Below are 15990 nucleotides of genomic sequence, written 5' to 3' on the forward strand. Positions count from 1 at the left end.
ATGCGATTATTAGACAAATATATTTTGAAAGCCTTTGTAGGTCCTTTTCTATTTGGCGTTTTCGCCTTTACCAGTATATTTATAGGTACGGGCACATTATTTAGGATTGCTCAATACATTACCGAATACGGGGCGCCTTTATTGCTGGTTATGAAAGCCTTCGTACTGGCATTGCCGAGTATTGTCATCTTAACATTCCCCATGTCTGTACTGTTGGCATCGCTCATGACGTTCAGTCGTTTGAGCAGTACCAGTGAAATAGTCGTGATGCGGGCCGGTGGTCTTAGCTTTTTACGGCTGGCCATGCCCGTGTATATCATCGCACTCATCATATCCATCGGGGCCGTAGCGTTTAACGAATTCGTTGTCCCTCGTACAAATCATATGTATCAGAGTATTGTGCGCGAAGAAATTATGAAAAATGCATCGCCTCAGACGCAGGACCATATTGTATTGAAAACGATGAATGGTGATGACTTGGGTACGTTGATGTATGCAAAGCATTACAATAGTGAGACGAAAGAGTTGAGCATGATTACGGTGCAGCAATTCGGCGAAGGCGGTAAATTGCAGCAGGTGGAAAATGCGGATTCCGCTGTTTGGAATGGACAGTACTGGGTAATGCATAACGGGATTATTTATGATATTTCCGCCGGTAACGGTGTAGAGCGCACTATGCGCTTTAAGGAGCAATCGTTACCGATTAAGTCTGCACCGAAGGATATCCAACAGGATCAACGTAAACCTGAGGAGTTGACGATCAAGGAACTACGTCATCAAATCAGTGCTTATAAGGCGGCTTATACAAACGCCAATAAATTAGAAATGGAAATGTATCAACGCTTTACCATTCCGTTGGCAAGTTTCGTATTTGCCTTGGTAGGGGCTCCGTTGGGATTACAGAAACAGAGATCCAGCTCATCGATCGGCTTCGGTATCAGTATCTTGATTATTTTCATCTACTATGGTGTCATGACGTTCGCCGGTGCGCTGGGAAAAGGCGGTGCGTTGCCGACAGTGCTCGCTGCATTAATTCCGGATACATTGGGGATTATTGCGGGATTGTATTTGAATTGGCGCGTATCTAAGTGACGATGTCATCTAGGTAATGACTTAAAGAGATATTTACAGGTATTACCTAGTGACGGTATACTATGAATATAAATATAAGTTATAAATAGATTGATATAATGTATGGTAATAGGATGAAAGGAGGGCTGCGATGTGCTGGTAGGGCTTAAAATTTTGATCATTATCGCCTTGATGGGCGGGATTATCGCCTATATGGGTGATAAATTAGGCACGAAAATAGGTAAACGTCGTATGTCCCTCTTTGGTTTACGACCTAAGCATACATCTATTATCGTTACGATTGTGACCGGTCTGCTCGTCGCAGCTGCAACCGTAGGGGTTCTGACATTTACATCTCAAAGTGTACGAACCGCTCTTTTCGGGATGGATAAATTGCGCTCGGATATGAAGCAGCTCAATGAAGAGGTGGCGGCTAAGACGCAGGAGCTCATTCGAGGAAAGGCTTTATTGGAGCAGAATAAGCAGGAACTGCAGGAGCGCATGAATGAAATAGAACAGATTCGACGCGAAGTAGAGACGACTCGGGCCGAACTGGAAAGTGCTCAGGCCGCAAAGGATGCTACAGAGGCTGAATTGGCTACGTTACAGTCTTCCTATGCACAGGTTTCTCAGAAGCTGACCGATTTGGAAGCGACGCGTGCCAAGATGGAAGCCCATATTGCAGAACTGCAGAATACGCAGGAACAATTGCAAAATGGCATCATTCATCTCCGTGAAGGGACGATTTTATTCCAAGTGGATCAGCTGTTGGCACAAGCCGTGGTTCGTCCGGGACTAAGTGAAGAAGATAGTCATAATGCTATCAAAAACATCATTGACGATACCAATCAACTGGTTATGCGCCGTCTGGGTATAACCGATACTGGTCAATACGTAGTATATGTGGACCGTCAAAATGTGGAAATCGCTACACAGAAATTAATCGGTGCCAAGACGCCGATGGTGGTACAAGTTGTGGCGGCGGGAAATATTATCGCCGGTGAACCTGCGGTGGCTACCATCCAGGTATATCCTCAACAATTTATCTTTAAAAATGGTGAAGTTATTCATTCCACCGTGATGGACGGCGGTAGTAATGCTCAGTCGGCTATGTTGCAATTCTTGAAACAGGTCAACGAAAATGCGAAAGCAAAGGGCGTTATTCCGGATTCATTGACCGGTGATATCGGTACGATACCGGGAGATGATTTATTTGCCGCTATACGTCGTATCGGTATGATGCATGGCAAAGTTCACGTAGAGGCTTATGTCGATGGGGACACGTATTCCTCCGGTCCGGTACATATTAAATTACGTATAACACAAATGCCGGATATCGATAGAAAATCCAGAATGCAATAAGTGATAAATATCAGAGTTATGTCGACATCATAATTCATGGGAAGCGTACCGTGCTTCATAGAATAAAATCGGGAAGGCCTTATATGATTTTTTCACATAAGGCCTTCTTTTTATGTTAAAATATAACTATTGTATTCGTTAGTGAGGACATTAACATGACTGATAGTACTTATATTTTGGCGGTGGATCCGGGCAATGAAAAGACCGGTGTCGCTATTGTAACGCCGACGGGGGCCTTGGTATATCGCGATATCATTGCCAGTAAAACTTTCAATAATGACATAGAACGAATTTTGACAACCTATTACGGTGTCAATCATATTGTATGCGGTAACGGAACCAATCATAAATATTTATATCCGTCATTACAGCAGATTGGACGTAATCACAAGATTACGACGAGTCTCATTGACGAGTCCCGCAGTACGGAGGAGGCCCGTAAATTATATTGGCAATACAATCCGCCGAAGGGATGGAGAAAGATTTTACCTACATCGATGCAATTTCCTCCGGAACCGGTGGATGATTTAACGGCTTATGTAATCGCATTGCGCTATACGAAGCAATTAATTCAAAGTGCTCTGGCCGCAAAAGAGGATGATATTGATTCCGGCGAGCTGCAAGAAAAACGCTTGCATGCGATGGAGCAGTTATACGGAAAAGGAGATAGGCATGAGTAATGATATGACAGCGCGCAGCTGGACACATTTGATTATGCGTTGCCTGATGATGATATTGGGGGCTCTTATCTATACGGTAGGTCTTGATTTATTTTTAGTGCCGAATAATATCATCGACGGTGGCGTAGTCGGTATTTCGTTGATGGCATCCGAGTTGTCGGGGATCTCATTCAGTATTTTCGTAGTCCTCATCAACTTGCCGTTTTTGTATATAGGGTATCGAGTTATCGGTAAAACCTTTACGTTTTCCACATTGTTTTCCATTGTGTGGATGGCTATATTTTCGAATTTTGCCCATGATTTTGAGCCTGTTACGACGGATCCCTTCTTGGGGGCCATATTCGGGGGGATTATCCTCGGTATCGGGGTAGGGCTCATTATTCGAAATGGCGGCTCTTTGGACGGTTCAGAAATCGTGGCGATTATCTTTGATAAGCGGTCCACATTCTCCGTCGGGGAAATCGTCATGGCTATGAACCTTATCATTCTGGGGGCTGCAGGCTTTGTATATAGCTGGAACAGTGCGATGTACTCTCTTATAGCTTATTTTATCGCCTATAAGATGATTGATATAACGATTACGGGCCTTGAAGAGTCCAAAGGCGTTATGATTATTACGGATGCGGCAAATTCTGAAAATATTGCGGATGCGTTGAATGAGAACCTCAATAGAGGTGTTACAATTATGTATGGTGAAGGCGGCTACTTAAAGCAGCCTAAACATGTATTATATTCTGTAGTGACAAGACTCGAGATTACGCGCCTTAAGGATACCGTATATGAGGTGGATCCAACCGCATTCATTACAATTCAGGATGTGCACGATGTATTTGGCGGACGATTTAACACAGGTGGTCATTAAAGGGGGCCCTTATGAGTAATAAAGTAGGAACAACAATTGTAAAAGAAATCTTGGACTGGATATACGCTATCGCGCTGGCACTTGTTATTGCCATGGTCATTCATATCTTTTTGATTCAGCCCACTCGCGTATCCGGCGAATCGATGGAGGATACATTACATAATGGACAATATCTGATCGTTACAAAATGGCATCATATTATGAATGAGATGCCGGATTACGGTCAGATCGTTATTATCGACAGTCGTGTCAATCGGGAGCGCACATGGGTGGATGATGTGAAAGAACCGTTGATGAACTACGCATCCGTGTTCAGCAAGTCTGCACAGACTAATGATGTATGGGTAAAGCGTGTTATCGGCCGCCCCGGCGATGTGTTGGAATTTAAGGACGGTCATGTGTGGCGTAATGGACAGGAATTGCAGGAGCCTTATATTAAGGAACATAATATAAACTATACGCGTTCCACCCCGGTGACTGTACCGGAAGGTCATGTATTTGTTATGGGGGATAATCGTAATCATTCCAGCGACAGCCGCTTTATTGGTCCTGTACCGATAGATCATGTGTTAGGATTCGTATCCTATGCAATTTAAATAATATAACAATATAATATAATAGTGAAAGCCTATTTATGGCGCATAATAGTAAAAATTTCCATTGTTGAGCATAACAGATTCCGTTGTTGGGAATATGGAAAATTTACTAATAAAAGCGCGTATAAATAGGCTTTTTATTTTCTGAAAATGATTGAATTATGTTTAAATCGTCTATAAAAGTGCTCGTAATTAATCGATATATAAAGATAATTAATCTATGACGTATAGTAAGATTAGGCAGATTTACTAAAAATTAGATTAAAAGGGATAAATTTTGGTGCTATTTTTACGAAAATAAAATGAAATTGTATGAAATTTAATTTTAAAAATACAGTAAAAATAAGGGTTTGTACATTGAAAATTATTCATGAAGAAAAATTCATCAAATTTAATTGCATGAAATACTTTACAAGAAAAATGACTGGTGCTATAGTCACAGTACAGAAAGACATAACCACATAGAAGTAGAACAAAGAAAGACCTATTTAGATGAGGAAACGTGGACACTCCTAAAGAATTCTTTCAGAGTTAAGCGGACATGTGATGACTGTCTTCTGATTATATATTTCTTTATATAAGAAGGAAGGTTTTCATTATGAAAAAACAATTCGCAGCAGTATTTGCAGCAACAGCAGTATTGGGTGTAACAACAGCTTTCGCAGCTAACCCATTCTCCGATGTAACTCCTGATAGTTGGGCATACCAGGCAGTATCTCAATTAGCACAATCCGGTATCGTTAACGGTTATCCGGACGGCACTTTCAAAGGCCAAAACAATATTACACGTTACGAAATGGCACAAATGGTAGCTAAAGCAATGGCTAACCAGGATCGTGCAAATGCGGAGCAACAAGCTATGATTAACCGCTTGGCTGATGAGTTCTCCAACGAATTGAACAACTTGGGCGTTCGCGTATCCCGTTTGGAGGACCGCGTAGGTAATGTAAAAGTAACAGGCGATATGCGTCTTCGTTATCAAGGTTCGGAAGACAAGGGCGTTTACAAAGCTGACAGCAAGTCCTTAACTGACGGCCGTGCACGTGTGCAGTTCAACGCCAATGTAAATGATAAGACGGAAGCGGTAGTTCGTGTGAAAGGTAATTACGAATTCGGGGACTCCACTGACGGATCTAACGGCTCCAACGCTAAAATCGACCGCGCTTATGTAGATCACAAATTCGGCAGCAACGTATCCGCAAAGGCCGGTCGTTTTAACCAAGTTATCGGTGGCGGTTTGATGTACGATGATACATTCGACGGTGCTCAATTGAATATCGGTAATGATAAACTTCAATTGCAGGGTGCCTACGGTTATATGATTGACGGTGCTGCCGACAATAACTCGCAATCCGATAATCCTTCCGTATCTTATGTGGGCTTAAAAGGTAAAGTCGGACAGGAATCCTCCCTCGGCGGTTTCTACTCCAGATTATCCAGCGGCAACTTGAACCACAACGGTGTAACAGTTAACTCCGATAAACAAAATGTTTACGGTTTCAATGCTGACTTCCGTAAGAATAAATTATGGGCCGGCGGCGAATGGTTGAAAGCTTCCAACGTAGATAACTCTCAAGCTTGGACAGCAGGTCTTGGCTACGGTAACTACGACATCGCTAAGAAAGGTACATGGGATGTGAAAGGTCAATACTTCAACCAAAAAGCTAATGCACCTATCGTAAGCTCCACATGGGATCAAGCATATGACTTGACTAATACATCTAACGGTTACAAAGGCTACATGGCTTCCGTAGATTATGCGGTACAAGATAATGTAGGTTTGAGCGCCGGCTACGGTTTCAACTCTAAAGACCAAGACGGTAACGACTTATCCGACTTCTACCGTGCAGAATTGAATTACAAATTCTAATTTAGTTAGAATCATAAAAAAGACTTCTTCGGAAGTCTTTTTTTGTATGAAATCTTTTGTATATAATAGTATATATAAAGGAGAAATTTTTTGTATTTATTGGCGTTGTGAGTAAGTATTGTCTAGTATTTAACTGTAAACAAGGCACTATATATTGTATGAAATCTTTATGAAGTATATTGTATAAAATGGGATACACTTAATTAATGAATATATTATTAATTAGTAATACTTAATAATATTTATGAGAATTAATATTGAAAAAGAAGATGAAATACAAAGATTGAATTTTTTTCAAAATTTATTAAAGCTTCATGAAGATAGAATATAACTGGCTTCATCGAATTTTCAAAAAAGAAAATTCGTCTGTTGAGAACAAAAATGAGAAAAAGGGGTTTACACTAAAAATAGGTTGTGCTAATATCACCGTACAAGAAGTGACAAACACATGAAACGAGGAACTTCGATATAGAATGTGGTGAGGAAACATGGACACTCCCAAGAATTCTTAATCTGAAGGACTGAGTAAAATGTGAATGTTATGACTTGTAACATTTTTATTTTTTTTAGTTTTTCAGAAAGAAGGACTTCAACTATGAAAAAACAATTCGCAGCTCTTTTTGCAGCAACAGCAGTTTTGGGTGTAACTACTGCATTCGCAGCTAACCCATTCTCTGACGTAACTCCAGATTCCTGGGCATACCAAGCAGTTTCCCAATTGGCTAACGCTGGTATCGTTAACGGTTACCCAGATGGCACTTTCAAAGGCCAAAACAACATCACTCGTTACGAAATGGCTCAAATGGTAGCTAAAGCTATGGCTAACCAAGACCGCGCTAACGCTGAACAACAAGCTATGATCAACCGTTTGGCTGATGAATTCTCCAACGAATTGAATAACTTGGGTGTTCGTGTAGCTCGTTTGGAAGACCGCGTTGGTAATGTTAAGGTAACAGGCGATATGCGTTTACGTTACCGTGATGCTGAAGACGCTAAATCCAAATTCGACGGCCGTGCTCGTGTACAATTCAATGCAAATGTAAACGACAGAACTGAAGCAGTTGTTCGTGTAACTTCCGGTAACTTCGAATTTGGTGACTCCCGTGAAGGCGACAGTGCAGATGCTAAAATCGACCGCGCTTATGTAAACCATAAATTCGGCGAACGCGTATCCTTGAAAGCTGGTCGTTTCAACCAAGTTATTGGTGGCGGTCTAGCATTTGACGGTACTTTCGACGGTGCTCAATTGAACGTTGGCAACGACAAAATTAAAGCTCAAGCTGCATATGGTTACATGGTATCCGGTGAAGCAGAAGGCTTGACTAAAGATGAAAACGTAACTAACACATACATCGGCTTGAACGGTAAAGTAGGCAAAAACACAACAATTGGTGGTTTCTACAACCGTGTAAACCAAGATACTGATACTGGTTACAAAAATGTATACGGCTTCAATGCTGATGCTAACTTCAACAAAGTTTGGGTTGGCGGTGAATGGTTGAAAGATTCTAAAGTAAATCGTTCTCAAGCTTGGACTGCAGGTCTTGGTTATGGTAACTACGACATCAAAAAAGCAGGTACTTGGGATGTGAAAGGTCAATACTTCAACCAAAAAGAAAATGCACCTATCGTAGATACTACTTATAACCAATTCTACACTACAGATGCTAAAGGTTGGATGGCAACTGTTGACTATGCATTGCAGAACAACGTTGGTTTGTCCGCTAACTACGGTTTCGACTGGAAAACTCAAAGCGGTGCTGATCTTGGTGACTTCTACCGTGCAGACCTTAACTATAAATTCTAATTTGACAGTTAATCATATAAAAGGGACTCCTTCGGGGGTCTCTTTTTTGTATATAATTTATATGTGCATTATTCAAGCTATTAATAATTTTAATGAATTCTCAGTGAATTGGACTGCTGTTATTCCTTTTCGGTATGGTGATGAACCTTTATCTTATGGTTATTATGAATGAATACTCTGTATATTTCGGTTTATTATGCATTATTCGTATATACTCGGGTATTTACATTCTCTCTGTATGGTCGTAAGATGAGAATATAAATGGTAAGACCAAGGGGGAATGGCTATTTTTCTTGCACTACACACATTCAACCTTGTATGAGGACCTTGGAGAGGAGGCCCGATAGGACCGGACAATTCTGTCTGGTCCTATTTTTATTCCTCTATAAAATGGTATAATAAAGAGTATATTATTTGTTATATAAAGGAGGCGGGCATGGATCCTTCTTTTTCTCATATACAGATGGTGGCTATCGATTGTGATGAGACCTTGGTACGCAGTGATAATACCGTATCGGATTATACCGTTGATGTGCTGCAACGCTTACAGGAAAAGGGCGTTGCCGTTACGATTGCAACGGGGCGTATGTATCAGACGGCTCGTCCTGTCGGGGAGGCATTACGGCTTGGCAATGTACCGATGATTCTATTCTCCGGCGGGTTGATTCAGGAATTAACCACCGGTCAAAAGCTGTTTGAACAGACCGTGCCTCTTACAGCGGTACAGCGAATCTTTCAGATGGCGGAAAAACATCATTGGCATATACAGTCCTATGTAGATGACCGATTGTTATGTCATCATCCGACGTGGCAATCCGAGCTGTACGAACGTCAGACGGGGGCGAAGCCCGAGTTCCTAGGCAATGATCTGTACGGTTTGAACAGAGAACCGAATAAGTTGATTGCTATCGATAAAGAGGAGCATATTGACGGCATTATCGACACCTTACGACCATCGGTGGGCGATATGGTTACGATGGTGAGAAGTCAGGCGGATTTTCTGGAAATCATCGCGCCTCATGTATCAAAGGGGCATGCGTTGCAACGGTTGGCCGATTCTAATGTTATTCCTTTAGAACATATCGTATCGTTCGGCAATGCGGAGAATGACATTTCCATGCTGACCAGAACGGGATTTTCCGTGGCCGTTAAGAATGCGACACCTGCTGTGAAAGCTATGGCAAAGGGCGTTTGTGGGCATCATAATGAGGATGGTGTGGCACATTGGATTGAAGAGAATCTTTTATAATGGAGACAGGATATGGAAGCATTTCGTTTATTAATTGTAACGGGCATGTCCGGTGCCGGTAAGACACAGGTATTACAAGCTCTTGAAGATATGGGATATTTATGCGTCGATAATATCCCGCCTATATTGATTCCCAAATTGAGTGAAATCTGTCGTCAAGGCGGGGAAAAAACGAATCGCGTGGCCCTTGTCGTGGATATTCGGGGCGGCGAATTTTTTGAAGCCCTGTCCGCATCTCTTGACAGCTTGAAAGAGATGAAGGTGGATTATGAAATTGTATTCATGGATGCTACCGATGAAACATTGATACGGCGCTATAAAGAGAGTCGTCGCAGTCATCCGTTGGCTCCGGACGGACTTATCACGACAGGTCTTAAAAAGGAACGTCAGATCTTAAATTCCGTACGTCATAAGGCGGATTTTATCATCGATACGACGAACATGAAGACGGCCAGCCTGAAAGAGTACCTGAAGACTCGTTTCACTCAAGTCGATGACGGTCACGGTATGTCTATCACCGTGGTGAGCTTCGGCTTTAAATACGGTATTCCTCTCGATGCGGATATGGTATGGGATGTACGATTTCTGCCGAATCCTTTCTATATTCCCGAGTATCGTCATAAGACCGGCCGTGTAAAGGTCGTCAACGATTATATTCATTCCTTTGAGGTGACGGAAGAGTTCAAACGGAGATATTTTGATACCATGGATTTTCTCGTACCGAATTATGAGCAGGAAGGAAAATCTCAATTTATCATAGCCGTCGGCTGCACGGGCGGTATGCATCGCTCCGTGGCGATGGCGGAGACTCTTTATGCCCATTTGTTGCAGAAGGGATATCATGTATCCGTTGAACATCGGGATATGATGAAAAATAATGTGGAAGAGGATTTTAATCCTCATGAAATTAATACACTGTGCGACTAGATAGGGGTTATTATGTTACGAAAAGGATGGTTCCGGTGGCTGATTCCGGGTCTAAATATCAAACGTTGGCTTACCCTGTTCAGTCTCGGTGTAGGTCTATTGATCATTGGCATTTCCTTGATGTTTAACTATCAATGGTTAGCCGTTCTTGAAGATATCGTGCTCGCTTTTTCTTATGAAATGACGGGCTTTTACAATTATAATATACTCGTCGCCGTCGGTGTTGTGCTCATCTCCGTCGGGGGTGTACTGATGCTGATCGGTACGAGTAAGGTTGTTAAGACCATTATTCGCGCCGTTTTACCGAATCCGGACAGCAAGGTGTCGGATATTATCTTTCAGAATATTCGCCTTGATAAAGGTCCCAAAATCGTTGTTATCGGCGGCGGTACGGGTCTGTCCAATTTATTGCGCGGCTTGAAGACCCATACGTCGAATTTATCGGCTATCGTTACTGTAGCTGATGACGGCGGTTCATCGGGACGCTTGCGTGAAGACTTTCAAATGATTGCACCCGGTGATTTACGAAACTGCCTGGTGGCGTTGGCGGAACAAGAAGGGGTTATGGAAAATCTGTTCCGATATCGATTTGAAGGGGATAATGAATTATCGGGACACAGTTTCGGTAATCTGTTTATTACGGCTCTTGCGCAGGTGTATGACGGTGACATAGAGGAAGCCTTAGAGGCGGCCAGCAAGCTGTTGCGTGTACGCGGGCGCGTTATTCCGTCATCTACGGAGTTTATTAAATTGCGCGCGGAAATGACAGATGGTACTATAGTTGAAGGTGAAAGTAATATTCCTAACTCGGGTAAATGCATTCGCCATATGTACAGCGATCCGGCACTGCCTAAGCCGGAAGGGGCCGCATTGCGAGCCATAGATGAGGCTGATTTTATCATCATCGGGCCGGGCAGTCTGTATACGAGCATTATTCCCAACCTGCTCACCGATAAAATTGCATCTCATATTAGAGCGAGCAAAGCGAATAAGATTTATATCGCCAATGTTATGACCCAACCGGGGGAAACATCAGGCTATACGTTAAATGACCATGTGGAGGCGCTCATCGCGCACGGCGGAGAGGGAATCATTGATACGGTTCTCGCTAATGACGGGCCGTTGCCGATTCAGATGGTCGAACAATATAGCGCCGTCGGTTCAGAGCCGGTGGCGATCGATTCAAAGAAATTGCAGGCTAAAGGCATTCGTACGATTCGCGCAACGTTGATCAGTTCTCAGAAACCGGCTGTTCACGATCCGGAGCGATTGGGCAAGGTCATCATGGATATCGTCCATGCTATGCAGTCCAATACGGAGCCTCATATTCTGGAATATTATTTGCAGCGGGATGATCATTAATCAGAGGAAATCCATATGTCATTTGCAGAAGATGTAAAAAATGAATTATGCCAATATGAATCATCCGGTGATGTGGATATGGCCATGAAAATTGAGGCGTCCTGCTTGTTGCGTATGAGCGGATCCATTATTCTGGGCGCTAACGGGGCCGTAGGCATTCGGCTGGCAACCGCCAATAATGCGGTTGCCCGTCGCCTGTTAGGCATTTTAAAAAAGCAATATGAACTGCCCACAAATGTACTGGTGCGGCAGGGATTGAATTTAAGAAAAAAGAATATGTATACATTGTCCGTGGAGCCCTCTGCGGAAGGACGTCAGGCATTGGAAGACTTAGCTCTTTGGCCCATGACCGCACAGATTCCCAGAAGCTGGCTCAAATCGATGGAATCCCGTCGTGCCTTTTTGAGAGGGGCATTTTTAGGGGGCGGATCCGTTAATAAGCCTCAAAGTGACTATCACCTGGAATTCATGACCGGCAATGAAGATTTTGCGAGGGAGATTATTTATGTATTGAAATTATTTCATCTTCATGGCGGTCTGACGGAGCGTAAGGATGAGTATGTGGTGTATCTCAAGGAAGGGGACGCCGTGACGAACTGCCTTCAAATCATGGGGGCTCAGTCGGCATTGATGGACTTTGAGAATGTGCGGATCATGAAAACCGTGCGTAATCAGATAAATCGTCAGGTGAATTGCGAGACGGCGAATCTGCAAAAAACTGTAGATGCCGCGGTTCGTCAGGTCAAAGCTATCCGTATTGTTGATGAATATTTAGGTATCGACAAATTACCGGAAAAATTGCGTGTTGTGGCCGGATTGCGACTGGAAAATCCGGAGGCCAGTTTAAAAGAGCTTGAAGAGATGATGAACGGCAAATTGTCTAAATCCGGTATTGGTCATCGTTTAAAAAAAATTGAGGCGTTAGCGCTAACTTATGACCCGAACGGTCTGGAAGAATTATAGAGGTGAGAGAGTATGTTTTCATATCAATCAAAATATTGCTTGGCTGCGGCGATGGCCGCGATGGCTGCGCTTACGGGCCATGTGGAGGCACGCGATATTGACTTAAAATCCATAGGATATTTTCAATTTTCACCGTTGCCGCCATCCCTGGTGTCTCAAACGGATACATTGTTGCTATCCGACAGTCCCGAATACGTAGGGCCTGTAGGTGGCACGCTAAGTGCGGGTACGATTAACGGAAACGGGCGTATCTATTTCTATCATGTAAATGAAATGTCACAGCCTCATAAGATGGCCATCGTCCTGGAAAATCAGACGCCATATGCGAGCACTGTTCATGTTATGAGACAGCTTAAGTCCGTAGCATCAAAGGATTATTTTGCGGCCGGTCGCGATTTATCACGTCAGGATTTAGAACATCCTCTTGATGAAAGCCCGACGGCAAAGCCTCTATATTCTTTGAGTATCCCTCCGAAAGGTCGGCAGCTCATATTCTCGGATCTGGAAAACACACCTGTTCCTCAGGATGCATTATTTACGGGCCTTGTAGATATTAAAACAGATGCATCAGTCTATGCACGTGTTATGATGCTCCCTATGGATCTTAACTCGGTAGAGGCGTCTCACTGGGTTAATAACTTACCGATCGATGAAATCCAATTGCGCGGTACCTATACAGGGGCCAAGCGTAATATGGAGATAACGACACCGTACGATACAGCTCTTGGCGGTGCTTATGTGGAAATCGGTAATGATCGAGAGGATGTTTTCATCAACGGTGTCGATGAAATGCAGAATAAGGCATTCGTTCGGGATCGCGGTAACTATGGTGTATCGTATACCTTAAAAATTCCTACGAAGGGCGAGGAACCGTTCCGGCTGTATTTTAATCCTCTGGGGGGGCCTTATTCCGGTTCTTTTACGGTGAAAGCCTTGCATCAGCAGGGGGCTCGTCGAGGTGAAACGGATACCCGTACATATCATATCGGCGGTGCGGATGGCGTTTCGGCTTTAGGTGACGGAACGATTCTGGATAGCCGATTGATGGGCAACTATAATGGGGGGGATGAATTGACGTTATCCTTTATGCCTGCCGGTGCATCAAATTTACCAATCCGATTCCTATTCATTCCTGAATCATTGGCGAATCCCCGGCAACAGCAGACGATCGCCGTGGAAGTATCTAAAGAGGCTAAAGACAGCTTGGGACATCCTACGGAAGGGCTCAAGAACATTCCGGTAGGGACCTCAAAAGGCGCCGAAAAAGGTCGCATCGATACAACGAAGCCGGGTGTTGCTGATAAGGTGAAATCCGCAGAGTCAATTGCTCATGAAGAGACTAAGAAGTTAAGCGATAAGGCGACAGCTGAGGCTAAGCGCGAAGAAAAGTTGAAGCAGGCGAAAAAACTGGAAGAAGTGTTTGCCCGCAAGAAGGCAGAGGAAGCGCGTGTTGCTGCGGATAAAGCGGCAGAAGAACGCAAGGCTGCCGAAGCGAAACAGGCTGAAATAGAGCGCAAGATGGCGGAAAAAGCCGAGGAGGATCGTAAGGCGGTCGAGGAAAAGGCCGCTAAAGAGGCGCAGTTGGCAGCTGAAAGGGAAGCTCTCAAGGCGCGTGAAGCGGAAGCGGCTCGACAAGCGGCGGAAGCAAAACGGATCGAGGATGCGCGTAAGGCGGAAGCTGTAAGAATTGAAGCGGCCCGTAAGGCTGATGAGGCTCGACAGGCAGCCGAGGCGAAACGTGCAGAGGAATTACGTAAAGCGAAAGAAGCACGCATAGCGGCAGAAGAAAAACGCGCCGAGGAAGCACGTAAGGAGGAAGAAGCTCGACAAGCGGCAGAAGCGGAACGCATTGAAGCGGAGCGCAAGGCTGAAATTGCAAGACTTGAGGCCCTTAAGCAGGCTGAGGAAGCGAAACGTGCCGAAGAGGCGCGTAAAGCGGAGGCAGCACGTCAGGCAGAAGAGGCGAAACAGGCCGAAGAAGCGCGTAAAGCGGAAGCGGCGCGAATCGAGGAAGAGGCAAAGAGTGCTGAGAATGCTAATAAAGAAGCTGTAGCTCGAATCGAAGCGGCCCGTAAAGCGGAAGCGGATCGCCAGGCGGCAGAGCGAAAACGTGCTGAGAATGAACGTAAAGCTGAACAGGCACGGCAAGCTGCTGAGGCTAAACGCATTGCGGCCGCTCATAAGGAAGCCGTAGCACGTATTGAAGCGGCTCGTAAAGCAGAGGAAGCACGTCGAATTAAGGAGGCAAAACAAGCGGAAGAGGCCCGTAAGGCTGAAGCTGCGAGGGTTGAGGCGGCCCGTAAGGCGGAAGAAATACGTAAAGCGGCAGAGGTTAAACGGATTGAAGAAGAACGTAAGGCCGAGGAAGCTCGCATTGTAGCAGAAGCTAAGCGCGCCGAAGAAGCGCGTAAAGCCGAGGAAGATCGAAAGGCGGCAGAAGCGAAACGCGCTGAAGATCAACGTCGGGCAGAGGCCGCCCGTATTGAATCCGAACGACAGGCGGAATTGGCACGTCAAGCTGAGGCAGCTCGTCAGGTGGAACAGGAACGATTGGCTGCGGAACGTGCCGAGGCGGAACGACAAGCGGCGGAGGCGAAACGTATTGCGGAAGAACGATACCAGGAACACCTCATGGCGGAACGCAAAGCGGAAGAGGCTCGTCAGCAGGCGTTGGCTCAAGCGGAAAGCGAACGGAAAGCGAAGGAGCGCGCCGAGGCGATTCAACGTCTTCAGGAACGGCAAGCTTACGAGCGTCGTAAAGCGGAAATGGCACGTCAACAGTTGGAAGCGGAACGACAAGCGGCGGAACGCGCCCGCAGAGGCCGATCCTTCGAAGAGTTGGATGATACCTCTAACAGCGCACCAAAAGTATATATTCCGGATGCTATATCCATTGAAGAGTTGACGAAACCGAGACCGACAGCTTCTCAGAATACGCGCCCTCGTGAACAGCGTGAACAGGAGCAGCAGGAACAACAAACGCAGCAACAGGAACCGCAAAATCAACAGCAGGAGCAGCAGAACCAGGAACAAAATAATGAACAACAGAACCAACAAAACGGAGCTCAAAACGGCTGATGATTTTTTCGTTTTTACATTGACTTTCACAGGAGGATTCAGTACAATTAATGGAGATATAATGCTGAAGGCGGTACGAGAGACCGCTGCATTACACAATACCTTTTAAATTGGTCCAGAGAGGCTGAAAAAGGAATATAGTTAAAGTGCCCTCAAGGGCTCC

At 44.6% G+C, this 15990-nt stretch carries 12 protein-coding genes; all 12 read left to right on the forward strand.

Annotation, left to right across the window (positions count from 1 at the left end; translation table 11 throughout):
• The 12 genes from CKV62_RS02810 (at position 1) to CKV62_RS02865 (ending at position 15827) form a co-directional block, all read left to right on the forward strand.
• Positions 1 to 1092, forward strand: coding sequence for an LptF/LptG family permease (locus tag CKV62_RS02810; RefSeq protein WP_095065556.1), 1092 nt, complete (start codon positions 1 to 3; stop codon positions 1090 to 1092).
• Between the two features lie 132 nt (positions 1093 to 1224).
• Complete coding sequence (locus CKV62_RS02815) at positions 1225 to 2433, forward strand: DUF3084 domain-containing protein (RefSeq protein WP_095065557.1); 1209 nt, start codon at positions 1225 to 1227, stop codon at positions 2431 to 2433.
• A 155-nt stretch (positions 2434 to 2588) separates the two neighbouring features.
• Positions 2589 to 3113: a RuvC family protein gene (locus CKV62_RS02820; RefSeq protein ID WP_095065559.1), complete on the forward strand. Its 525-nt coding sequence runs from the start codon at positions 2589 to 2591 to the stop codon at positions 3111 to 3113.
• Positions 3106 to 3975, forward strand: coding sequence for a YitT family protein (locus tag CKV62_RS02825; protein ID WP_038116983.1), 870 nt, complete (start codon positions 3106 to 3108; stop codon positions 3973 to 3975). Before CKV62_RS02820 ends, CKV62_RS02825 begins: the two co-directional genes overlap by 8 nt.
• An 11-nt stretch (positions 3976 to 3986) precedes the next feature.
• Positions 3987 to 4571 (forward strand): signal peptidase I, encoded by a 585-nt coding sequence (gene lepB / locus CKV62_RS02830; protein ID WP_038116981.1) that lies wholly within the window; start codon positions 3987 to 3989, stop codon positions 4569 to 4571.
• 598 nt (positions 4572 to 5169) lie between these two features.
• The gene (locus tag CKV62_RS02835) at positions 5170 to 6441 is read left to right on the forward strand and encodes an S-layer homology domain-containing protein (RefSeq protein WP_095065561.1); all 1272 of its coding nucleotides are present in this window, start codon (positions 5170 to 5172) and stop codon (positions 6439 to 6441) included.
• Positions 6442 to 7036: 595 nt separating this feature from the next.
• A complete protein-coding gene (locus tag CKV62_RS02840) occupies positions 7037 to 8248 on the forward strand; it encodes an S-layer homology domain-containing protein (protein WP_095065563.1) in 1212 nt (403 codons plus the stop codon).
• Positions 8249 to 8684: 436 nt separating this feature from the next.
• The gene (locus CKV62_RS02845) at positions 8685 to 9497 is read left to right on the forward strand and encodes an HAD family hydrolase (protein WP_095065565.1); all 813 of its coding nucleotides are present in this window, start codon (positions 8685 to 8687) and stop codon (positions 9495 to 9497) included.
• A 12-nt stretch (positions 9498 to 9509) separates the two neighbouring features.
• Positions 9510 to 10424 carry an RNase adapter RapZ gene (rapZ, locus tag CKV62_RS02850; RefSeq protein WP_095065566.1) on the forward strand — a complete coding sequence of 305 codons (915 nt, stop codon included), beginning with the start codon at positions 9510 to 9512 and terminating at the stop codon, positions 10422 to 10424.
• A gap of 12 nt (positions 10425 to 10436) precedes the next feature.
• Positions 10437 to 11786, forward strand: a complete 1350-nt coding sequence (locus CKV62_RS02855) for a gluconeogenesis factor YvcK family protein (protein WP_095065568.1) — start codon at positions 10437 to 10439, stop codon at positions 11784 to 11786.
• A gap of 15 nt (positions 11787 to 11801) precedes the next feature.
• Positions 11802 to 12749, forward strand: coding sequence for a DNA-binding protein WhiA (whiA, locus tag CKV62_RS02860; protein ID WP_095065570.1), 948 nt, complete (start codon positions 11802 to 11804; stop codon positions 12747 to 12749).
• Between the two features lie 12 nt (positions 12750 to 12761).
• Entirely contained in the window at positions 12762 to 15827 is a 3066-nt protein-coding gene (locus CKV62_RS02865) for an ATPase (RefSeq protein WP_231968361.1), read from the forward strand.
• Positions 15828 to 15990: the final 163 nt, after the last annotated feature.

Source organism: Veillonella rodentium (assembly GCF_900187285.1).
Lineage (GTDB): Bacteria > Bacillota > Negativicutes > Veillonellales > Veillonellaceae > Veillonella > Veillonella rodentium.